Annotated in this window: 23 protein-coding genes; 12 read left to right on the top strand and 11 right to left on the bottom strand. The window is 70.5% G+C overall.

The window, feature by feature from the left end:
- Window positions 1-60: 60 nt before the first annotated feature.
- From ACYVLP_RS06550 to ACYVLP_RS06540, 3 genes are read right to left on the bottom strand one after another with little or no spacing between them, the layout of a single operon-like run.
- Window positions 61-795: an ABC transporter permease gene (locus ACYVLP_RS06550; protein ID WP_460626536.1), complete on the bottom strand. Its 735-nt coding sequence runs from the start codon at window positions 793-795 to the stop codon at window positions 61-63.
- Window positions 792-1,550, bottom strand: coding sequence for an ABC transporter ATP-binding protein (locus ACYVLP_RS06545; protein WP_460626535.1), 759 nt, complete (start codon window positions 1,548-1,550; stop codon window positions 792-794). The genes ACYVLP_RS06550 and ACYVLP_RS06545 overlap by 4 nt, the downstream gene beginning before the upstream one ends.
- Window positions 1,551-1,560: 10 nt before the next feature.
- The gene (locus ACYVLP_RS06540; RefSeq protein ID WP_460626534.1) at window positions 1,561-2,184 is read right to left on the bottom strand and encodes a TetR/AcrR family transcriptional regulator; all 624 of its coding nucleotides are present in this window, start codon (window positions 2,182-2,184) and stop codon (window positions 1,561-1,563) included.
- A gap of 125 nt (window positions 2,185-2,309) precedes the next feature.
- On the opposite strand from ACYVLP_RS06540, the gene ACYVLP_RS06535 reads away from it, so the two are divergent.
- Both ACYVLP_RS06535 and ACYVLP_RS06530 read left to right on the top strand, forming a co-directional pair.
- Window positions 2,310-3,140, top strand: coding sequence for a hypothetical protein (locus ACYVLP_RS06535; protein ID WP_460626533.1), 831 nt, complete (start codon window positions 2,310-2,312; stop codon window positions 3,138-3,140).
- Window positions 3,140-3,829, top strand: a complete 690-nt coding sequence (locus ACYVLP_RS06530) for a class I SAM-dependent methyltransferase (RefSeq protein WP_460626532.1) — start codon at window positions 3,140-3,142, stop codon at window positions 3,827-3,829. Before ACYVLP_RS06535 ends, ACYVLP_RS06530 begins: the two co-directional genes overlap by 1 nt.
- 241 nt (window positions 3,830-4,070) lie before the next feature.
- Here the strand turns inward: ACYVLP_RS06530 and ACYVLP_RS06525 are convergent, their stop codons facing one another.
- Window positions 4,071-4,823 (bottom strand): hypothetical protein, encoded by a 753-nt coding sequence (locus ACYVLP_RS06525; protein WP_460626531.1) that lies wholly within the window; start codon window positions 4,821-4,823, stop codon window positions 4,071-4,073.
- 199 nt (window positions 4,824-5,022) lie between these two features.
- Here ACYVLP_RS06525 and ACYVLP_RS06520 point away from each other — a divergent pair, with 199 nt between their 5' ends.
- Both ACYVLP_RS06520 and ACYVLP_RS06515 read left to right on the top strand, forming a co-directional pair.
- Window positions 5,023-6,201 carry a sensor histidine kinase gene (locus tag ACYVLP_RS06520; protein ID WP_460626530.1) on the top strand — a complete coding sequence of 393 codons (1,179 nt, stop codon included), beginning with the start codon at window positions 5,023-5,025 and terminating at the stop codon, window positions 6,199-6,201.
- Window positions 6,198-6,860 (top strand): response regulator, encoded by a 663-nt coding sequence (locus ACYVLP_RS06515; RefSeq protein WP_460626529.1) that lies wholly within the window; start codon window positions 6,198-6,200, stop codon window positions 6,858-6,860. Before ACYVLP_RS06520 ends, ACYVLP_RS06515 begins: the two co-directional genes overlap by 4 nt.
- A gap of 31 nt (window positions 6,861-6,891) precedes the next feature.
- Here ACYVLP_RS06515 and nadC read toward each other — a convergent pair whose 3' ends face one another.
- The 5 genes from nadC to ACYVLP_RS06490 form a co-directional block, all read right to left on the bottom strand.
- Window positions 6,892-7,773: a carboxylating nicotinate-nucleotide diphosphorylase gene (nadC, locus tag ACYVLP_RS06510; RefSeq protein ID WP_460626528.1), complete on the bottom strand. Its 882-nt coding sequence runs from the start codon at window positions 7,771-7,773 to the stop codon at window positions 6,892-6,894.
- Window positions 7,773-9,533 carry an L-aspartate oxidase gene (locus ACYVLP_RS06505; RefSeq protein ID WP_460626527.1) on the bottom strand — a complete coding sequence of 587 codons (1,761 nt, stop codon included), beginning with the start codon at window positions 9,531-9,533 and terminating at the stop codon, window positions 7,773-7,775. The genes nadC and ACYVLP_RS06505 overlap by 1 nt, the downstream gene beginning before the upstream one ends.
- Before the next feature lie 195 nt (window positions 9,534-9,728).
- The gene (gene panD, locus ACYVLP_RS06500) at window positions 9,729-10,169 is read right to left on the bottom strand and encodes an aspartate 1-decarboxylase (RefSeq protein WP_460626526.1); all 441 of its coding nucleotides are present in this window, start codon (window positions 10,167-10,169) and stop codon (window positions 9,729-9,731) included.
- Between the two features lie 44 nt (window positions 10,170-10,213).
- On the bottom strand, window positions 10,214-11,176 hold the full coding sequence (panC, locus tag ACYVLP_RS06495; RefSeq protein WP_460626525.1) for a pantoate--beta-alanine ligase: 963 nt from the start codon (window positions 11,174-11,176) through the stop codon (window positions 10,214-10,216).
- Window positions 11,173-12,081 carry a Rossmann-like and DUF2520 domain-containing protein gene (locus tag ACYVLP_RS06490; protein ID WP_460626524.1) on the bottom strand — a complete coding sequence of 303 codons (909 nt, stop codon included), beginning with the start codon at window positions 12,079-12,081 and terminating at the stop codon, window positions 11,173-11,175. Before ACYVLP_RS06490 ends, panC begins: the two co-directional genes overlap by 4 nt.
- 22 nt (window positions 12,082-12,103) lie before the next feature.
- Between ACYVLP_RS06490 and ACYVLP_RS06485 the strand changes: the two genes are divergently transcribed.
- Window positions 12,104-13,159, top strand: a complete 1,056-nt coding sequence (locus ACYVLP_RS06485) for an SAM-dependent methyltransferase (RefSeq protein WP_460626523.1) — start codon at window positions 12,104-12,106, stop codon at window positions 13,157-13,159.
- A 5-nt stretch (window positions 13,160-13,164) separates the two neighbouring features.
- Complete coding sequence (locus tag ACYVLP_RS06480; protein ID WP_460626522.1) at window positions 13,165-13,713, top strand: copper resistance CopC family protein; 549 nt, start codon at window positions 13,165-13,167, stop codon at window positions 13,711-13,713.
- A 156-nt stretch (window positions 13,714-13,869) separates the two neighbouring features.
- Here the strand turns inward: ACYVLP_RS06480 and ACYVLP_RS06475 are convergent, their stop codons facing one another.
- Together ACYVLP_RS06475 and ACYVLP_RS06470 are read right to left on the bottom strand one after the other, a co-directional pair.
- Window positions 13,870-14,256, bottom strand: coding sequence for a VOC family protein (locus ACYVLP_RS06475; RefSeq protein ID WP_460626521.1), 387 nt, complete (start codon window positions 14,254-14,256; stop codon window positions 13,870-13,872).
- Window positions 14,249-15,490, bottom strand: coding sequence for a cytochrome P450 (locus ACYVLP_RS06470; RefSeq protein ID WP_460626520.1), 1,242 nt, complete (start codon window positions 15,488-15,490; stop codon window positions 14,249-14,251). The genes ACYVLP_RS06475 and ACYVLP_RS06470 overlap by 8 nt, the downstream gene beginning before the upstream one ends.
- 160 nt (window positions 15,491-15,650) lie before the next feature.
- Between ACYVLP_RS06470 and ACYVLP_RS06465 the strand changes: the two genes are divergently transcribed.
- From ACYVLP_RS06465 to ACYVLP_RS06440, 6 genes are all read left to right on the top strand, one after another.
- A complete protein-coding gene (locus ACYVLP_RS06465) occupies window positions 15,651-16,754 on the top strand; it encodes an NADH-quinone oxidoreductase subunit D (RefSeq protein ID WP_460626673.1) in 1,104 nt (367 codons plus the stop codon).
- On the top strand, window positions 16,751-17,062 hold the full coding sequence (locus tag ACYVLP_RS06460) for a hypothetical protein (RefSeq protein WP_460626519.1): 312 nt from the start codon (window positions 16,751-16,753) through the stop codon (window positions 17,060-17,062). Before ACYVLP_RS06465 ends, ACYVLP_RS06460 begins: the two co-directional genes overlap by 4 nt.
- 563 nt (window positions 17,063-17,625) lie before the next feature.
- The gene (locus ACYVLP_RS06455; protein ID WP_460626518.1) at window positions 17,626-18,756 is read left to right on the top strand and encodes a hypothetical protein; all 1,131 of its coding nucleotides are present in this window, start codon (window positions 17,626-17,628) and stop codon (window positions 18,754-18,756) included.
- Between the two features lie 35 nt (window positions 18,757-18,791).
- A complete protein-coding gene (locus ACYVLP_RS06450) occupies window positions 18,792-19,691 on the top strand; it encodes an ABC transporter ATP-binding protein (protein WP_460626517.1) in 900 nt (299 codons plus the stop codon).
- Window positions 19,688-20,428, top strand: coding sequence for an ABC transporter permease (locus tag ACYVLP_RS06445; protein WP_460626516.1), 741 nt, complete (start codon window positions 19,688-19,690; stop codon window positions 20,426-20,428). The genes ACYVLP_RS06450 and ACYVLP_RS06445 overlap by 4 nt, the downstream gene beginning before the upstream one ends.
- Window positions 20,428-21,174 (top strand): hypothetical protein, encoded by a 747-nt coding sequence (locus ACYVLP_RS06440; protein WP_460626515.1) that lies wholly within the window; start codon window positions 20,428-20,430, stop codon window positions 21,172-21,174. Before ACYVLP_RS06445 ends, ACYVLP_RS06440 begins: the two co-directional genes overlap by 1 nt.
- The last annotated feature ends 69 nt before the right edge of the window (window positions 21,175-21,243 follow it).

The following is a 21,243-nucleotide window of genomic DNA, read 5'->3' as shown; positions in this document are numbered from 1 at the left end:
CCTGCAGGTTTCCGGGTGTGTTGCGGGGCGGGCCGATCGTGCAGGGTCAGGAGTGCGGGGTCAGGGGGTGCGGCGGCTCAGCGTGAACGAGCCGAGGGCCAGTGCGGCGACGATGAACCCGGCCACGATCGCCACGTTGCGCAGGGCCGGGCCGATCGCGTCGGCGTTGCGGGTGATCTCGTTCATCGCGTCCACGGCATACGAGAGCGGCAGCAGGTCCGAGATCCAGCTGAGCACGGTCGGCAGCTCGTCGCGCGGCAGGAACAGCCCGCACAGCAGGATCTGCGGCAGCATGAACGCCGGCATGAACTGGACCGCCTGGAACTCCGTGCGGGCGAAGCCGCTGGCCAGCAGGCCGAGCGCCGTGCCGAGCAGAGCGTCTGCGAGCGCCACCACGAGCAGCAACCAGATCGGGCCGGCGACCTCGAGGCCACAGACCCAGACGGCGAACGCGGTGGCGACCGCACCCTGCAGGGCAGCGAGGGCGCCGAACGCGATGGCGTAGCCGAACATGAAGTCGCCCTTGGCCATCGGGGTCGTGAGCAGCCGCTCCAACGTGCCGGACTGGCGCTCGCGGAGCGTTGCGACCGAGGTGACGATGAACATGACGATCATCGGGAAGACGCCGAGCAGCGCCGGGCCGATGGCGTCGAAGACCGGCGTGCCTTGGTAGATCCAGGCCAGCAGGCCGAGCAGGACGCACGGCACGACGAGGATCATCGCGATGGTGCGGTGGTCGGTGCGGACCTGGCGAAGCACCCGCCCGGCCGTGGCGACGGTGAGTCCGACGCTCATGATGCGCTCCTCTCCCGCTCGGACTCGGCATCGATGAGGGCCAGGAACGCGGCGTCGGCGTCGTGGGTGCTCGTGCGTTCGAGCAGCTCGTCGGGCGTGACGTCGGCCAGCACCTCGCCGTCGCGCAGCAGCACGAGGCGGTCGCAGCGGCTTGCCTCGTCCATGACGTGGCTCGAGACGATGAGCGAGTGACCCTGCCCGGCGAGCTCGCGGAAGAACTGCCACAGGTCGCGCCGCAGCACCGGATCCAGCCCCACGGTCGGCTCGTCGAGCACGAGCAGCGACGGCCGACCGACGAGGGCCGCGGCCAGCGAGACCCGCGACTCCTGGCCGCCGGACAGGTCGCGGACCAGCACGTCTGCGTGCGAGCCGAGATCGACCTCGCCGATGGTGCGGTCGACTGCGGCCTTGAGGGCCGTGCCGGTCAGGCCGACCATCCGGCCGAAGTACGCGACGTTCTCCCGGATGGTGAGGTCCGGATAGACGCTCGGGCTCTGGGTGAGGTAGCCGACCTGGTCGCGCAGCACCGGGCTGCCGGCCTCCTGGCCGAGCACCGTGACCGTGCCTGAGGCGATGATCTGGACCCCGACGATGCACCGCATGAGGGTCGACTTGCCGGAGCCTGACGGACCGAGCAGGCCCACGACCTGACCGCTCGGGATGTCGAGGTCGAGGCCGGGGATCACGGAGCGCTTGCCCCGCACGACCTTGAGGCCGCGGATGGAGATCGCGGGCCCGTCACCGTTTTTCATCATGTGATGAAATCTACTCCCGTGGACGGGGCGTGTCCACCAGATGCTGCTGCAGAACCGGCCCCAGGCGCGCGACGATCTCCTCGTTGCTGGCCTCGACCAGCGCAGGCACCTGCAGCACGTAGCGCAGGACCACGAGCCCGAAGACCTGCGAGGCCGCGAGAGTCCCTCGCAGCTGGGCGTCGGGCGCGCCTGTGGCCGCCGCGATCCGGCTGAAGACCTCACGCCCGAGGAACTCCCGCAGCAGCCGGGCCGCGTCGTCGCTCGTCATGCTCGACCGGAACAGGGCCACGAGACCATCACGACTCTCGGGCGGGTCCCAGACCCGCAGGAACGTCTCGATGACGCGCCAGCCGAGAGTCTCCCGGTCGCCGCTGAAGATCTGCTCGAACAGGACAGCCGGGTTGATCGGCGCGCCGAGCATCTCGGCGAACAGCGCCGGCTTGCCGTCGAAGTAGTGGTGCACCAGCGCCGGGTCCACCTCTGCGGCGCGGGCGATCCCACGCAGCGACGTGCCGTCGTAGCCCTTGGCCGCGAACTCCGCCCGTGCCGCGTCGAGGATCACCGCGCGCGTGTCGACGCCGCCCGGGCGCCGCCCCCGGCTCCGCGGCATCGGCTCAGCCTGCGCGCTCCCCATGCGCTCACGGTAGCCCCAGCGAACCGGCATACGGTGGTGCTGACAGACCAAACGCGCCGCCAGCGCGCGACCACGTCGTGAGCGCTCTGACGGCAGCGGAATCCCCGACGGCATAAGGTGTGCCGGTGGCCGAAGCACCCCTGGACCTCCCCCGCGTGTGGGTGGAGTTCACCGACCCGGCGGACGCGAACCAGCGTTTCCGCTGCGACCTCACGTGGCTGACCAGCAGCTGGACGTGCATCTTCGGCGCGGGCTGCCGCGGCATCTACGCCGACCGCCCCGACGACGGATGCTGCACGCTCGGCGCGCACTTCACCGAGAAGGACGACTGGAAACGCGTCGAGAAGGCCGTCCAGGAGCTCGGTGAGGACGAGTGGCAGTACTACGACGTCGGCACCGCCACCGGCGCCAAGGAGGACTGGACCGAGATGGAGGACGACGCCCGCAAGACGAAGGTCGTCGACGGCGCCTGCATCTTCCTCAACCGCCCGGGGTTCCCCGCGGGCGCCGGGTGCGCGCTGCACCAGCACGCGCTGCTCACCGGCGTCCAGCCGCACACGCTCAAGCCCGACGTCTGCTGGCAGCTGCCGATCCGCCGCTCCTTCCGCACCGTCGAGCTGCCCGACGAGTCGAGCTACCTCGAGGTCACGATCACCGAGTACGACCGGCGCGGCTGGGGCCCCGGTGGGCACGACCTCGACTGGTACTGCTCGGGCAACCCCGAGGCACACGTCGGGCGCGAGCCGGTGTACCGGTCGTGTGCCGCCGAGCTGGTCGAGCTGATGGGACCCGAGGCGTATGCCGAGCTCGCCATCCGCGCCGAAGCCCACCTCGCGCAGGTTCGCGCGGTCCGTGCGCGCGGCGCCCGCAAGCTGCTGCCGCTGCTCGTCCACCCGGCGACCCTGGCCGCCGAGGCCAGCCGACCCACCGCCCGAACGCCCCGCAAGCGCGCCTGATGAGCGAGATCATCCCGTCGCCGAACATCTGGGAGACGCCGGACGTGTACGAGGTCGAGAACCTCGGCGTCGACCGCGCTCACGTCATCGAGACGGCCATGCGAAGCATCCGCGACTGGGCCGGTGGGGACGTCGTCGACATCGGCTGCGGGACCGGATTCCACCTCCCCTACTTCGCCGAGACCGCTCGGTCAGTTGCTGGTGTGGAGCCACACCCTCCACTGGCTTCCCTTGCAGCACAACGTGTTTCGGGTATGCCGTCCGTGTCGGTTCGCGAGGAGGGCGCGGCAGCGATCGGGGTGCCGGACGCCTCCTTCGACGTCGCGCACGCACGCTGGGCGTACTTCTTCGGGCCCGGCTGCGAGCCGGGTCTGGACGAGCTCGACCGGGTCATGCGCCCGGGTGGGGTGGCGTTCGTCGTCGACAACGACGCGACCCGGTCGACGTTCGGCCAGTGGTTCCGGCGCGCCCTGCCGAGCTACGACCCGCGCGCCGTCGAGCGGTTCTGGGAGCGCAAGGGCTGGGAGCGGGAGCGGCTCGAGATCCGTTGGGACTTCGACACCCACGAGGACTTCGAGGCTGTCGTGGGCATCGAGTTCGCCCCGGAACACGCCGACCTCATCCTGGCCGAGCACCCGGACGACCGCGGGGTCGACTACGCCGTCAACCTCTGGTGGCGCCGCTACTGACCCCGTCACCAGAGTGGCGGGGCGGCCACTCGACCGGGGTTTGGTGTGGCGGGGCGGCCACTCGACCGGATTTGGGTGTGGCGGGGCGGCCACTCGACCGGATTTGGGTGTGGCGGGGCGGCCACTCGACCGGATTTGGGTGTGGCGGGGCGGCCACTCGACCGGATTTGGGTGTGGCGGGGCGGCCACTCGACCGTCGAGTGGCCGCCCCGTCCCAGGGGCACAGCCGGCCGCCTCGGGGTCACGCCTCGGCGAGGTGGCGGCGCTGCAGGAGGCGCAGGCCGATCAGGGCGAAGGGCGAGAAGCCGACGAGGACCACACCCGCGACGAGCATCGGAGACACGGCGCCGAACACCATGAGCCCCGCCACACCGCCGACCAGCAGCCCGATGGACCACCAGCCGAGCACTCCGGCACGAGCGAGGCCGACGAGCACGAGGACCGGCCCGAGAAGGCTGAACAGCTCGGTCGCGTCCCAGAACGGCAGCAGCGAGGCTTCCTTGAACCCACGGAACACCGCGACCGCCTGTTCGGACGACAGCACCGTGCCGGCCGAGGCGTTCCACCAGTCGCTGAGGACCATCCCTGAGACGTTGGCGAAGCCGAGGGCGGCGAGGATGGAGCCGATGACCGCGACGACCCGCCCTCGCGTGCCGCGCACGAGCGTCGGCGCCGCCAGGATCCCGAGCGCGATGGCCAGGTTGCCGTAGTGCAGGAACAGCGCCGAGAGCTGGGTCATCGTCGTGTCCCGGGTCAGCGAGGCGATGTAGTCCGCATCCGCCATGGAGTCCTGGGGCGGCGACGTGAGCATGCCGAGCGACCAGAGGACCGGCCCGGCGACGAGGGCGACGCCGGCGGCAACACGCATCGGGTGGGCGATCCGCCGGCGCCCGGTGGTGCCGGCATTCGTGCCGGCGACCGCGTCGGACGTGCTGGACGTGCCGGACGTGTCGGATGCAGTCCCGGCGGTCGGTCGGGTCGAGAAGGTGGACATGTGACGGTTCCTTTCGGGTGACCCGGACGGTGCCGGGGCCGCCTTGCTCGGCGACGGGTCAACCTTCCGTGTCACGCGCCTCCTCGGACCTCGGCCATGAGGCACCGACCCGGGGTCCCCCCTGGTGCGGAGGTCGCCGCCTCTCGGGTCCGTCGCAAGACGGATACGGGCTCCGCCGCGGGCCCCTACTCTTGCCGCCATGCCCGCCTTCCCGAGCCTCCGCGACGCCCGGATCCTGCCCGCCGTCGCTGCACCGGTGCTCGGGGCGCTCGGGCTCGTCGAGGCGGCCACCGACCCGGTGTTCCGGGAGTCGTTCGGCCAGCTGGCCCTCGTCGCCGTGTGGATCGCGGCCGGGTTCCTGCTGCAGATCCGGTGGCCCGCCGCCGGTGCGGTCGTCGTGGCCGCGTCCTACCCGCTGGGCGAGCTGCTCGGTGCCCGCGGGCCCGGCGGGGCCGGGCTCATCTCCGTCCTCGTCGCCGTCGCGTATGCCGGGTATGCCGCTCGGCCGTCCAGGTCGCGTGCCGCGACTGCCGCGTCGGTTGCGGTCTTCGTCGTCACGGACATGGTGCGGGCGGGGGTGAGCTGGGACTCGATCTTCTTCCCGGCGATCTTCGTGCCGGCCTGGTGGTGCGGCACCTTGGTGCGCCGAGAGCAAGCCCGGGCTCGTGAGATCGCCTCTCTCGCAGCGCAGCTCGAGGCACAACGTGAGGCGACCGCACATGCCGCTGTCGTGGAGGAACGTGCCCGGATCGCCCGCGAGGTGCACGACTCGGTTGCCCACTCGCTCAGCGTGATGACGCTCCAGCTCGGCGGTCTCCGCCGCCAGCTCGGGCCCCTGCTGGACGACCGGCCCGCGGAGCGAGAGGTGATGCTCGGGCTGGAGCGTCTCGGGCGACAGTCCGTCGAGGAGCTGCGGGCCACCGTCGGGATCCTGCGCGGGCCGCGCGACTCCGCGGCCGACCTCGACCCGCCGGTATCGCTCTCGCGCGCCGACGAGCTCGTTGCGGACGTCCGCGCGGCCGGCCTCGAGGTCGAGCTCGAGACGGAGGGGGAGCTCACCGCGCTGCCGCGCTCAGTCGACGTGGCGGCATACCGCGTGGTGCAGGAGGCACTGAGCAATGTCCTGCGGCACGCCCCGGCGGCAAGGGCGCAGCTGCGAATCCGCAACGAGGCGAACGCGGTCGAGGTGACCGTCGTCGACGACGGCGCCGGCCCAGCGCGCAACGGGTCGCCCGCCGGCGACCCGAACGGCGGGCACGGGCTGCTCGGGATGCGCGAGCGAACCGGCATGTTCGGCGGCACGCTCGCCGCCGGACCTCGTCCCGGCGGGGGCTTCGAAGTGCGGGCGCGGTTCCCACTGCCCGGAGGTGCGGCGTGACGATCGGGGTGCTCCTCGTCGACGACGAGGCGATGGTCCGGGTCGGGCTGCGGATGGTGCTCACGGCCGAGCCGGACATCGAGGTCGTCGGGGAGGCCGCGGACGGCGCGGTCGCCGAGTCGATGGCAGTCCAGCTGGCTCCGGACGTCGTGCTCATGGACGTGCGGATGCCTCATGTCGACGGCATCGAGGGCGCGCGACGGGTGCTCGCTGCGAGCCCCACCTCGCGGGTGGTCATGTTGACCACGTTCGGCGAGGACGAGTACGTCGAGGCGGCGCTGCGCACCGGGGTGAGCGGCTTCCTGCTCAAGGTGTCGCCTCCCGAGCAGCTCATCGCGGCGGTCCGCACGGTCGCCGCCGGGGGCGGGCTGCTCGACCCGGCGGTCACGCTGCGCGTCATCGAGACGTTCGCGACGGCGCCGGCCGCCCGGGCGACGCGCTCCCGCGACCTGGACCTCCTCACCCAGCGCGAGCGCGACGTCCTCGGCCTCGTCGCGAAGGGTCTGTCCAACGCGGAGGTAGCGGCCGAGCTCTACCTGGGCGAGGCCACGGTCAAGACCCACGTGTCGAGCATCCTCATGAAGCTCCGGCTCCGGGACCGCGTCCAGGCAGTCGTCGCCGCCTACGAGACGGGCCTGGTGCGCCCCGGCGACGCCTGAGTGGGTATCGGGAGCGTGCCCCCGGTGGGCATCAGTCGGCGAGGTCGAGGGCGATGTCGACGATCGGCGAGCTGTGGGTCAGGCCGCCGACGCTGATGAAGTCGACTCCGGTGAGGGCGTAGTCGCGCGCCACCTCGAGAGTCATCCCGCCCGTCGCCTCGATCTCCACGGGCTCGGCATGAGCCCGCAGCAGAGCCACGGTCTCTGCCAGCACGTCGATCGACATGTTGTCGCACATGATGAAGCGCGCGCCGGCGTCGTACGCCTCCTGCGCCTCCGCCGGGGTGGTCACCTCGACCTGCACCGTGACGTCGGGATTCCGCATGCGCACGAGCTCGTATGCCGCAGCGACCGATCCGGCGGCGAGCTTGTGGTTGTCCTTGATCATGGCCACGTCGTAGAGGCCCATCCGCTTGTTGATGCCGCCGCCGCAGCGGACGGCGTACTTCTCGAGCCAGCGCATGCCGGGCGTCGTCTTGCGGGTGTCGAGGACCATCGTGGTGGTGCCCTCGAGGGCGTCGGCCCAGCGACGGGTGTGCGTCGCGACCCCGGAGAGCCGGCTCATGATGTTGAGGATCGTGCGCTCGGCGATGAGGATCACCTGCGTCTGGCCCTCGAGCCTGGCGATGACGTCGCCACGCTCGACCTGTGCACCGTCGTCGGCGAGAACCTTGACCTCAGGCGTCTCGCCCGCGACCGCCTCGGCCACCGCTTCGAGGACGAGCCGCACCACTGGCACACCGGCCACCACCCCGGGGGCCCGGGCGACGATCTCGGCCGTGCGCCGCTGCTCGGGCGGGATGGTCACGAGAGTCGTGACGTCGACGAGGTCGGGCCCCAGGTCCTCACGCAGAGCGGTGGCGACGAGCTCCCGCGCCCACTCCTCGGGGAAACCGTGTGGTTCGTCGATCATTATGAGTCTCCTTGCGCTGCAGTGACTTCCGCGGCCGACGGCGGCAAAGCACCATCAAGCCCAAGACCGTCGAGGTTGGACCGGGGCACCTCGACGACCGCGGCGGTGAGCAGACCATTCCCGGACCTCATGAGCTGCACGTGGTGGAGGAAGCGCTCGTCGTCGCGGGCCGGGAAGTCCTCGCGCACGTGACCGCCGCGGGTCTCCTCACGCAGCCAGGCGGCATACGTCAGGGCTCGGCCGAGATGCAGGAGGTTCGTCGTCTCCCAGCTCTTCGGGCCGCCCTTCTTCTTGGCGTCGTCGGCCGCCGCCCGGGAGGCCAGCCCGGCGAGGCTGGCCTCGGTCGCCGCGAGGGACTCTGCCGAGCGCACGCTCCCCGCACCGGCGGTCATGGCGCGCTGCACCTCCAGGCGGCGCTTGCCGCGGATCAGCTGGGGCTCGCCGCCCGGGTCGACCGGCGTCGTCTCCGGCAGCTCACCGGCGCCGAGCCGAGCCGTGAGGTCGTCCGCGATTCGCCGCGCGAAGACCAGCCCCTCGAGGAGCGAGTTCGAGGCGAGCCGGTTGGCGCCGTGGACGCCGGTGCAGGACGTCTCACCACACGCGTAGAGACCCTCGAGCGACGTGCGGCCGCGGAGGTCCGTCTTGACCCCGCCGCTGGCGTAATGCTGCGCAGGAGCGACGGGCAGCGGCTCGGTGGCCGGGTCGAAGCCGAGCTCCCGGCAGCGCTGCACGATCGACGGGAACCGCTGCTCGAGGAACTCCGCGCCCAGGTGCCGGCAGTCGAGGTAGACGTGGTCGGTCCCGGTCTCGCGCATCCGCCGGATGATGGCGCGGGCCACGACGTCACGAGGCGCGAGATCGGCAAGCGGGTGCTGGCCCACCATGAAGCGCTCCCCCGCCTCGTCGACGAGGAACGCGCCTTCACCGCGGACCGCCTCGGAGATGAGCGGCTGCTGGCCGCGTGAGCCCTCGCCGAGCCACAGCACGGTCGGGTGGAACTGGACGAACTCCAGATCTGCCAGGACCGCCCCGGCCCGCAGCGCCGCCGCCATCCCGTCCCCCGTCGCGACGGATGGGTTCGTCGTCGAGGCATAGATCTGTCCCAGCCCGCCGGTCGCGAGCACGACGGCTCGCGCGTGCGCGGCACCGACGCCATCGACCTGACCCTCGCCGATCACATGGAGCGTCACGCCGCACACCCGGTCAGCGGAGTCGGCGAGCAGGTCGACCACCAGGGCGTGCTCGATGACCTCGATGCCCGGGTCGTCGCGCACGCGGTCCAGAGCGGCGATGAGGGCCCGAGAGATCTCGCGCCCGGTCGCGTCGCCCCCTGCGTGAAGGATGCGGTCGCGATGGTGGCCGCCCTCACGGGTCAGCGAGATCTGGCCGGAGTCCCCACGGTCGAAGTCTGCGCCGAGCGCGATGAGGTCCCAGACCGCGTCCGGGCCCTCGTTGACCAGCGTCTCGACGGCCTCTACGTCGCACAGCCCGACGCCCGCGACGAGCGTGTCATGCATGTGCTCGGCCGGGCTGTCCTCTGGCGACATGACGGCGGCGATGCCGCCCTGCGCCCAGGCCGTCGACCCCTCGTCGAGCACGGTCTTGGTCACGAGCAGCACCCGGTCGACTCGCCGCCGCAGCCGCAGCGCGGTCGTGAGACCGGCGATGCCGGAGCCGACGACGATGACGTCGGCCGTTGCGGTCCAGCCCGGGGCAGGCGCGCGGAGGCGCCGCGGGACGGTGATAGCGCTCGCGCTCATCGCGGGCTCCTCCCGTGAGCAGTCACGACCCATACCGTATGCCGCCCGGCCCGGACGCGCTCCCACCGCCCGGCCCTCGACCCGTCACCACGCCGGCCCGCTCGCAACACACCCGGAAACCGGAAACTAGGGCCAGTTGCAACTGGTCCGGGTTTCCGGTTTCCGGGTGTGTTGCCTGGAGAGTGGCCTGGGGGGTCAGGGGTGGCCCTGGTAGTCGTGGTGGCGCTCGGTGACCGCCGAGGTCATCAGGCCGAAGCCGTCGGGGACGTCGCCGGCATCGTGCCCCACCTCGACCATCCGGTTGTGGTCGTCCACGAAGACGACCCGTGGCTCGAAGGTGCGGGCCTCGGTGTCGTCCATCGCGGCATACGCGATGATGATGACGGTGTCGCCCGGCGAGATCAGCCTGGCTGCCGCACCGTTGACGCAGAGGATGCCCGAGCCGCGCTCGCCCTCGATGGCGTAGGTCGTCAGGCGGCTGCCGTTGTCGACGTCGACGACATCGACCTGCTGGCCCGGCCAGAGGTCGGCGGCGTCCATGAGATCCCGGTCGATGGTCAGCGAGCCGACATAGTGCAGATCAGCCTGGGTGACCTTCGCCCGGTGGATCTTGGAGTGGAGCATGAATCGCTGCACGGTGGATCAGTCCTTGGGTCAGGGGTTTTCGACGGCAGTATCCGTCAGCGCGCCGAGAACGTCTCGAGTGCGCCGCCGCCGGGGCCGACGAGGACGGGCAGGTTGTCGATCAGGCGCGTGGTGCCGACCCGGCCGGCGACCGCGAGGAGAGCCTCGCCGCGGTACCACTCCGGCACATCCTCGAGAGTGTCTGGGTGGACGAGGACGAGGTAGTCGATGAGGGCCAGCGGCTCACGGACCAGCACCGCACGGGCAGCGCGCCGGATCGCCGACGGGCCCTCGGTCGCGGCGGCGGCGCCGGAGCGCAGCGCAGCGGACAGGCAGAGGGCCGTCTCGCGGTCCGAAGGCGTGAGGTACGTGTTGCGGCTCGACATCGCCAGGCCGTCCGGCTCGCGCACCGTCGGCACGGAGACCACGTTGACCGGGAAGTCGAGGTCGCGGACCATCCTGCGGATGAGGAGCAGCTGCTGGGCGTCCTTCTGCCCGAAGTAGGCCGACGTGCACCGGGTCAGATGCATGAGCTTGGCCACGACGGTGAGCATGCCGTCGAAGTGACCTGGCCGGGCCTGACCCTCGAGCACGTCGCCGAGCGGGCCGGCGGAGACCCGGACGCCCGGATCGCCGTCGGGGTAGACGACGTCGGGCGTCGGGGCGAAGACGAGGTCGACGCCGGCGGCCGTGCAGATCGCGAGGTCGTCGTCGAACGTTCGCGGGTAGCGCGAGAGGTCCTCCCGTGGCCCGAACTGCAGCGGGTTGAGGAAGATGGTGACGACGACGTGGGCGTGCGTCTTGCGGGCCTGGTGGATCAGCGTGGCGTGACCCTCGTGCAGCGCACCCATCGTCATGACCACCGCGACATCGCCGTCGTCGAGGGTGGCACGTGCCGCCAGAAGCTCGTCGCGGGTCCGGGCCACAACGGGCGCAGGCGTGCCCGGAGTCCCGTCTGTCGCGGTGAGTGCTTCGACTAGTGCCCCGGTGACGGGAGCTGAGTGGGTCGGGTCGGTCACGGTCGTTCCTCCTCGTGCGCGAGCAGCTCGAGCAGCGGGCCGGCGTTCGACGGTCTGAGGCGCCCGCTGAGAAGAGCCCGCTGTGCCGTCGCTCGGGCCAGGGCCAGGTAGGTCGGACGGATGTCCGGCGCAACCGTGCGTAGCATCGCGACGTGCCCGGCCACGGTACCGGCATCTCCGCGTGCCACCGGGCCGGTGAGGGCAGCATCACCCAGCTGGAGGGTGTTGGCGAGCGCCGCCGAGAGGAGCGGCTCGAGCAGGCGCGCGGGATCCTCGACGCCTGCCTCGCCGAGCAGCTGCAGCGCCTGGGCGACCAGCGTGACTAGGTGGTTCGCGCCATGTGCCAGGGCCGCGTGATAGGTGACGCGGTCCTCCTCGGCGATCCACACCGGGTCGCCGCCCATCTCGATCACGAGGGCCTCGCCGACGGGTCTGGCCAGGTCGGTCGTCGTCACGCCGAAGCAGCAGTCGTGCAGGCGCTCCAGGTCCACGCTCGTGCCCGTGAACGTCATCGCCGGGTGGAGGGCGAGCGGGACGACATCGCTGTCCGCGGCGTCGTCGAAGACCCCGATGCCATGCGCGCCCGACGTGTGCATGACCAGCTGTCCCGGCGTGAAGGTCCCGGTCGCGCTGAGCCCCGCGATGAGGTCGTGCAGCGCGTCGTCCGGCACGGCGAGCACGACGAGGTGGGCGCCGCTGACGACGTCGGGGATCGGCTTCACGGGCACGCCCGGCAGCAGCGTCGCCGCGCGCTCGAGGCTCGCCTCGCTGACGGCAGACACTCCGGTCACCGAGTGCCCGGCCCGCACGAGGGCGGCTCCGAGCACCGACCCGACCCGGCCGGCGCCCACGACGCCGACCTCGAAACGTGCGGGTCGTTCGTGCGGGGTGCTCACCCACGGCACGCTATCGCCTACAGTCCGGGGCGTGGATCCCGTCCCTTGGCGAGAGGCCTGGCACGACGCCCTGTATGCCGCCGGGCGCGGTTTCTACGTCGCGCGTGGTGGGCCGGCGGCTCACTTCACGACGGCCACGCACGGGGTGACCGGTGGCGTGCTCGCCGAGGTCCTGCTGGCCCTGTGGGCCCGGATGCACGGGCCGGTGATGCCTCGCGTCGTCGTCGACCTCGGCGCGGGCCGCGGCGAGCTCGCGACGCACCTGCTGCGCGCCGTGGCGGCCCAGGATGACCTGACGGCCGCCGGCACGCCCACGCCCACGGCCACCCCGACGGCCACCACCTCGGCCACCCCCACGGCCACCAGGATCGTCGCAGTCGACGTCGTCGACCGGCCCGGAGGTCTCGACGCACGCATCGAGTGGGTCCGCTCCCCTGGCGGCGCAGACCTGCCGGAGTGCCTCGCCGACCTCGAGGACGCCCTGGTCGTCGCCCACGAGTGGCTCGACGTGGTGCCCTGCGAGGTCGCCGAGGTCGACGGCGACGGCCAGACCCGAGTGGTGCTCGTGGATCGCGAGAGCGGCACCGAGTCTCTCGGCTCGGCGCTGCCCACGGCTGAGGCGGACTGGTGTCGCGACCACTGGCCGACGAGCCGTCCCCGCAGCCGCGTTGAGGTCGGGCTGGCCCGGGACGAGGCTTGGCTGCAGCTGCTGAGCGCCATCCGCTCGGGCCTGGCGGTGGCGGTCGACTACGGCCATCTCGCGACCGAGCGGCCGAGCGGGGGGACGCTGGCGGCATACGTGGGCGGACGCCTCACCCAGCCGGTGCCCGATGGCTCGCGCGACATCACCGCTCACGTCGCGATGGACACGCTGGCGGCCGACCTTCTGGTGCGCCAGCGAGACCTCCTGCGCGACCTCGGCTTCACCGGTGCGACCCCCTCGATCGAGCTCGCCACGACCGACCCACTCGCCTATGTGCGTGCGCTGGAGCGAGCGGGCGCGGAGGCGGACCTCATCCGCCCGGCCGGCGGCTTCGGCGACTTCTGGTGGGCGGTGAAGCGCGTGCATCGGGGCGACGTACCCTGATCGGCATGCGCCGCCTGTCGTCCCTGCTGCTCGCCCTCGGAGTCTGCCTCAGCGTCACCGTTGCCCTGCCGACCGTCGCAGCCGCGCACGACGTCCTCGAGCGGACGAACCCCTCCGACGGCGCGACGGTCGACCGGCTGCCGGGCGCTGTGGTCCTGACGTTCGCCGAGGCCCCGCTCTCCCTCGGCACACAGGTCGTGGTCACTGGTCCGACCGGCAATGTGGCGAGCGGGACTCCGACGATCGACGGGCGCGACGTGACGCAAGCGCTCCTGCCGACCGCGCCCGCCGGCGACTACACCGTGACCTACCGCGTCACCTCCGACGACGGCCACCCGGTCAGCGGGTCGTTCTCGTTCCACGCCACCGTCGGGCTCGACGGGTCGACCGCCACGGCCGGAGCCACTGTGCATGTGAGCCCGCAGCCGACGGCTGGCGACGAAGCGGAGTCGTCGCCGTTCGTGCCGATCCTGTTGACGATCCTCGGCACGACCGTGCTGCTCGTCATCGGCGGCTACGTCGTCCTGCGCGGCCGCGAGGCCGACCGCTCCTGAGACGTCCGAGACGGAGCGCTCACTCGACCTGTGACGGAGCGCTCACTCGGCCTGTGCCGGGGGCCGGTGCTCGAGGCGACGGCCCCCACTCCTATCGAGTGAGCGCCCATCAATCCTGTCGAGTGAGCGCCCCGTCACTCCCATCACACGGGGCAGTCACTCGAACGGCTGGTTGAGGAACCAGCGGTGCCCGAACGGGTCCCGGAAGACGGCCACCCGCCCGGCCGGCGGGCTGTCCTCGGGGCCTCGGTCGAGGGTGGCCCCGGCCGCCTGGACCCGGCGGCACGCCGCGTCGCAGTCCGCGACGGTGAGGTGCATCGTCACCGCGTTGCCGCGCGCCGGGTCTGGCGGGGCGATGTTCACGCCCTCGAAGCTGTCGGACATCATCCACCGGGCGCCGTCGACCGCCAGCTCGCAGTGCCCGACCCGCCCGTCGGGCATGATGATCGGCTCGAAGGTCACCTCGGCCCCGAGCGCCTGGCGGTACCACTCGATCGCGGCCCGCGAGTCCTCGACGCAGATGTACGGCGTCAGCTCACTCATCCCGGCTCCCTTCCTCTGGACCGGGGCGCGGTGCCCTGGCCACGACGAGATGCTCGTAACCCCGCAGCACGAACGTCGGCCGCTGCATCGCGTCGACGACCTGGAGCGCGCCGAGCCGGCGCAGCAGCGCGCGCACGGAGATCTGCAGCTCCATTCTCGCGAGCGGCGCGCCGAGGCAGAAGTGGATGCCGGCGCCGAAGGCGAGGTGCGGGTTCGGATCGCGGGTGGGGTCGAACCGGTCCGGCTCGGCGAAGACCCGCGGGTCGCGGTTGGCGGCCCCGAGCAGCGCGGCCACCTTCTGGCCGGTCCGGATCGTGACGCCGTGCAGCTCGACGTCGCTGGTGGCGGTGCGCTCGAACAGGTGCAGGGGCGAGTCGTGCCGCAGCATCTCCTCGACGAGGCGCTCGACCGCGCGGTCGTCGTCGAGGGCGGCGAGCACCTCGTCGAGGACGGCGGGATCACCGAGCAGCCAGTGCAGCCCGTTGCCGAAACCGTTGACGCTGGCCTCGTGCCCCGCGTTGAGCAGCAGCACGACGGTCGCGACCAGCTCGCGTCGCGAGAGGCGGTCGCCGCCGTCGCGCTCCTGCACGAGCGAGGTGAGCAGGTCGTCGCCGGGCGTCGCGGCGCGCTCCGCGGCCAGCTGCTCAACGTATGCCGCGAAGTCGGCGCACGCTCGCTGCGCGTCCTCCTGTGCCTGCGGGCTGGGCGCGACCTCGTACATCGTGACGATCGCCTGTGACCAGTCACGCAGCCGCTTCCAGTCCTCGGTCGGCGCACCGAGCAGCTCGCAGATGACCAGCACCGGCAAGGGCTCGGCGTAGTGCTCGATGACGTCGACCCGGCCGTCGGCGTCAAGGCGCGCCACGACACCGTTGAGCAGCTCATCGGCGAGCTCCTCGATCCGCAGACGCATGCGCTCGATGTGCCCGCGGCCGAACGCGCCAGACACCAGACGCCGCAGCCTGGTGTGCTTCGGGGGCTCCGAGTCCAGGATCGAGTCGGCGTGCAACCAGTCGAACGTCGTCCATGCGTCGTCCTCCGTGCTCGCCCGAGGCCGGAAGATCCGGCCGAGACGCCGGTCACGGAGCACGTCGTTGGCAGCGGCGTGGCTCGTGGTCACCCACTCGCCGAGGCCGTCGTGCCACAGGATCGGGCCACTGGCGCGCGAAGCGGCCAGGACGGCATACGGGTCGGCCACGAAGCCGGGGTCACTGAGGTCGAAGGGCTGCGCCACTCTCCTACTGTGCCGCACGGCATACTCGACCCCATGCCGGACGTAGGGTCGAACCGTGAGCGCTGACACGAGCCAGAGGACCACGTCGCTCGCCGCCGCCCCCAGGGGCGGCCAGGCGCTCACCGTCGGAGTCGGAGCCGGTGGGCTGGCGACGGCCGACATGGTGCTCAACATCGGGCCGCAGCACCCCGCCACGCACGGCGTGCTCCGGCTGAAGATCGTCGTCGACGGCGAGCGGATCGTCAGTGCGGAGCCGGTCATCGGCTACATGCACCGCGGCGCCGAGAAGCTGTTCGAGGTGCGCGACTACCGCCAGATCCTCGTGCTTGCGAACCGCCACGACTGGCTCTCGGCGTTCTCGAACGAGCTCGGCGTGGTGCTGGGAGTCGAGCAGATGCTCGGGATGGAGGTGCCGGAGCGGGCCGTCTGGGCCCGGACGGCTCTCGCCGAGCTGAACCGCGTGCTCAACCACCTGATGTTCCTCGGCTCGTACCCGCTCGAGCTCGGGGCGATCACGCCCGTCTTCCACGCGTTCCGCGAGCGCGAGGAGCTGCAGGCCGTGATGGAAGAGGTCTCCGGCGGCCGGATGCACTACATGTTCAACCGGGTCGGCGGCCTCAAGGAGGACCTCCCGGCCGGCTGGATGGGCCGCGTCGACAAGGCCGTCGCGAACGTCCGCAAGCGGCTGCCCGGTCTCGAGCGGCTCGTCGTGGGCAACGAGATCCTCGAGGGACGCACGCGCGGCGTCGGCGTTCTTCCACGCGCCACCGTCGAGGCCTACGGCGTCTCGGGGCCGATCGCGCGGGCGAGCGGGCTCGACGTCGACCTGCGGCGCGACACGCCGTACCTCGCGTACGGCGAGCTCTTCGGCGACAAGGGACCAGGCCGGGTCGTCACGCGTTCCGCCGGCGACTGCCTGGCCCGCCTCGAGGTGCTGCTCGAGCAGGTGCACGTGTCGCTCGACCTCGTGGAGGCCTGCCTCGACCGCCTCGTCCAGCTGCCCCAGGGGCCGATCAACGTCAAGCTCCCCAAGGTGCTGAAGGTGCCGGAGGGCGAGATCTACTGCGCGACCGAGAACCCTCTCGGCTTCAACGGCTACTACCTCGTGTCGCGTGGCGAGAAGACGCCGTGGCGGCTCAAGCTGCGCTCGGCCTCGTTCAGCAACATCTCGGTGCTCAGCGAGATGCTGCCGGGCCAGCTCATCGCGGACATGGTGGCGATACTGGGGTCGATGTTCTTCGTCGTCGGAGACATCGACAAGTGAGCCCCATCCGACTGGAACGTCCCGACGGGGACGGTATGCCGTCGGACGACGGTATGCCGTCTCGCCGGCTGACGCGGGGCGGGGTGGTGCGCGGCGTGGCGGTCGCGGTCATCACGGCCACGATCACGTTCGCGGCCGCCTGCTCCGACCAGGACACCGTCGACACGATCCCGCCGCCGTGGCCGGTTCGCACGACAGTGCCGGACGGGCCGGCGGGTCCCCCACGGGCGACGCCGACGTCGACGATCTCGGTCGTCCCGACGCCGACTCGCACGTCGACGACGCACACCACCGCCGCCGCCCCCTGACCGTTCGAGGTAATCGGTTCGATGTAGTGCCTCGTTGGAGGAGGCGACCTGTCACCTCGACCCGAGTACCTCGAAGGGCGACTCGGCGGTCAGGGCCTGCAGAGGACCTCTGTTCGTGCCCTGCCCTGTCGCGCCCGGGCTGGTCCTTCTCCAGCTTCGTACGCAGTCGGTGGGCCGAGGGGATGCCCCGGTCGGTTCGACTGAGCGGATGTCGACGTGGTCCGACGTCGGCACCACCCTCTGCCGAAGGCGCATCGCGCCCATGTGGGCTGGCTTGGACCCGCGGGCCGTGCCGTCAACGTGCAGCTCGAATACAAGCACCAGGGGTCAAACTCTGGATAACGTGATGCAGCCGCAGCAAGCGGAAGTGGATCAACGCATCGAGGGGGTGGAGCATGAGCGCACAGCTTCGCGAGATCGCCGACGAGGTCACTGAGGCCACCGAGCAGGACCTGCTGGGTCCGCTCCAGATCAACTGGGCCCACGGCTGAGCTTCGCGACCGGGTGGGCACCGTCGGACGGATGCCCGCCCGGTCGGGTACCGATGGAGGTTGAGAGCACGGATGAATGTTTCTGAGTTGGCCACTGATCTGCTTGCACGCCATGACCCGGACGCTGTCGCCGATGGGTTCACTGAAAGACTCACTCTGGCCGCCGCCCCGCGATTGGCACGGCGGACGACATTGTCACCGGAGTACCTCACCGATCTCGGAGTGCGGCGCAGCGCCGACCCATCTCGCTTCTGGCGCGCCCACTTGGCGTTGTTCGGCTGGGACGTCTCCTACTCGGTGCAAGACAACGCCGCCTGGATCGCATGCCTCGACCTTGACGATGCAGTGTTGGCTGCCGACGCGACGGTCCTGCTTGTCGGCGACTTCGATAATGCAGCCGCTGCACTTGCTCCGCGCGTCGCGGAGTTGACGTCCGGGGAATCGACGGACGTCTTGCCCCGGCTCGGGGTTCTTCTCGCTGCCGTGGGTGATCTCCGCGCCGTCGACGTCTTCGATGTCGTCGTCAGTCGCGGCACGGTGCGCCAGGCCACCATGGCCAGACATCGTCGTGCGGCAACCCAGATCAAACGCGGCAACGACCTTGAGGGCGGGGACCACACGCTGGATGTTCTGCTGGACGACACAGCGCGACTCCTGCGGGACGGCGCCATCACGGAACGCGACGCGACCGCGATCGCGGCCTTAGTGTGCAACTTGCGGGCGCTGGTTCACATGCGCCGTATGGACATTACCGCCGCCCGATACGAGATCGATCGTGCTATGGATCTCGTGCAAGGGGCGGGCGACGTGGTCGTCACACCAGACGAGGCGCTGCGGTATCAAGCTGAGATCTCGCTCAACGACGCCCAACTCGCCATGGTGGAAGGAGACCACTCGCGGGCGAGCCGAGTGCTTGAAACGAACATCGACCGCTGTCGCAGAGACTCGCCTGAGTACCTCAGTGAGGCCTTGTCGGCCGCTGGAGTCGGGCTCATCCGAGAGCGGCGATTCAACGAAGCCGTCATAGTGCTGGTCCAGGCCGTCGACTTGATTCGCCACGAGGCCTCGCCCGTGCGTCTGGAAATGACGCGCAAGTTGCTCGCGACTGCTCTCGCGAGGTCGGGTCGCGCCGACCAAGGCTGCCGGGTGCTGTACGCCATGCATCATGACGAGCTGGGCTTCTGGGGAACTGGCGCAGCATGAGCGACATGGCATCTGCGGCTCTTTCGCTTCGGGGAGTGTCCCGCAGATTCGGTGACCGGCTGGCCGTTGATGACCTGAGCCTCACCGTTCCTCGAGGCCAGATCGTCTGCCTGCTCGGGCGCAACGGAGCTGGAAAGACCACGACCGTCCGCATGGCTGCAACCCTGTTGACGCCGGACCAGGGTGGCGTTGAGGTTGACGGCGTGGATGCCCTGCGTAAGCCGCGGGCGGCCCGGGCCCACACCGGCCTGGTGCTGGGTGGCGAGCGTGGTTTCTACACACGCCCCAGCGCCTACGCGAACCTCATGTTCTACGCGGACGTGGCTGGGGTCCCGTGGAGGCGGCGCGCGCAGCGAGTCCGACAGGTCCTGGACGCGGTACGTCTGACCGACCGGGCGAACCAGGCCGTCGGGGAGTACTCGCGCGGGATGGTCCAGCGCCTCCATGTGGCTCGAGCGCTCCTCACCGAGCCGCGCCTGCTCATTCTTGATGAGCCCTCGGCCGGCTTGGATGTCCAGGCTGCGAAAGACCTGCGCGACCTCATCCGGGATCAGGCGAACGGCGGCGCCGGCATTCTCTTGACTACTCACGCGATGCCGGAAGCCGAGGCGCTTGCCGACCGTGTCGATGTCATCCGTCACGGCAGGATCATCGTCAGCGGCGGCGTCGCCGACATCGCTCGCGCGGCAAGGATCACGTCGGTGACGACGGTCATCACGAGTTGCGCACGCGATATGGCCGAGGCCATGGAGAGCCTGACCGGTGTGGCCCGGGTTGAGGCAATGCCGATGCATGGGCGTACGGCATACACCGTGCTCTGTCAGTCTCCATTGCACGTCCAGCGGGTTCGCGATCTCTGCGGTCCAGACGCCGACGTCACCATCCGGGAGCCCACGCTGGAGGAGTCTTACCTCGCTTTGGAAGGAAACTCGTGATCGCCGTTGTACGGATGACGGGGTTCCATGCGCAACGGTTCTGGAGCACCCCGTTCTTCGTGCAGGTCTTGATGTTCTCAACCACTCAGGTCGTGTGCCTGCAGGCACTTGCGAACCACGCCGGCGTCGGCGCCAGCCCGCATGGCTGGATTCGGGCTGCGCTGACCGGAGTGTGGACCGTGTCAACCGTGTCCGCGGGGATCATCGGCTTCCAGCGCTTTCAGGGCACCCTCGTCCATCTGGTCCGCAGCCCCCGCCCTGCCTGGCAGTCGGTCACTCCGGTCGTTGCCGCTGTCTCGACGTTCGGGTTGTTCTCGGTCCCCGTGTCTCTCGTCCTGTCGATCCTCCTTGGCCTGCCGGTCGAAGGGGTTACCGACGGCAGGCTTCTCGTTGGTGTCGGAATGTTCTGGCTCGGTTCGCTCACGATGGCGACGCTGATGGCAACGCTTTTCGTTCTCTCGCGTTACGCGACGACATACGAGGCGCTGATCGGCAATCCACTCGTGCTCCTGTCGGACGTGTTCGGTCACCCGCCAGCCTGGACGTGGTTCGACATTGCCAGTGCTTGGCTGCCTACTGCGTGGGCCGTCCGGCTGGTGTTCGACCCCGGCACGGGTTTGGGCGAGTCCACCGGCTGGTTCGTCTTCACGGTGGTGCTCTGGGCCGTGGCATCGGCGGTCCTTGGCCGTGCTGTACTTCGGCGCGCCACGCGCCACGGCACGCTGGAGGTCGTGTGATGCTCAGGTCGTTTCAGTACTCCATCGTCGTGAGCCTGCGTTCGACTGACGCCCTGGCGACACCTAGCACGGCGATGGTCTCACTGCTGCTCGTTCCGTTCCTGAACGCGGCGATCGTCACCGCGGTGAGCTTCTCGGTCGGAGCCATGGACCCGGCGATGTCGACGCACGCCGCTATGGTCGCCTGCATCGTGGCGTCAACCATCTCTGTCGTTGCGTCTCAGTCGGCCATGGACCGAGTGCGCGGGGTCGTCGCCGAGGTGAGCCCATACGGCCTGCTGCGCCCCGCACTGTGGGCGGGCAAGGCCGGCGTCGGACTGTTGACTGGCGTCACCACGGCAACCTTCTTGGTCGCGGTCACGGCGCTGACTGGGCACGGCGGGGCCCGAGTGACCGCTGTCGCCCTCTTGGCCCCTTTGGTGTCCGTCCCTGCCGCCGTCGCAGCGTCGATGTTGTCCCTGACGGCACGGGACCCGTTCACCGTGGCCAACCTCACGATGTGGGTCGTCCCCGTTACTGCAGGTGCCATTGTCTCGACCAAGCAGTACCCCGGCGTGCTCAGTACCGCAACGAGCGTTCTGCCTGGCACGTGGTCTGTGCGCCCGCTGAGGAACGAGGTTCCCCTGTTGCTCGGCCTGGCAGCAGAGTTGTGCGTCGGGATCGCCTGGCTTCTCGCGGCTGGCACGATGCTGCGTCGTGCCGAAGGTCGTCAGCGGCGCGGCCTGATCGACGCCTTCCCGATCTGACGATCCCACGACCGGTCGTTGCGGAGAGCCGGTTGGAGGTGTTGGCTCGCCGAATAGGGCGACACATCA

The sequence above is a fragment of the Intrasporangium mesophilum genome, assembly GCF_054783095.1.
This window is presented reverse-complemented; position numbering and strand designations above follow the sequence as displayed.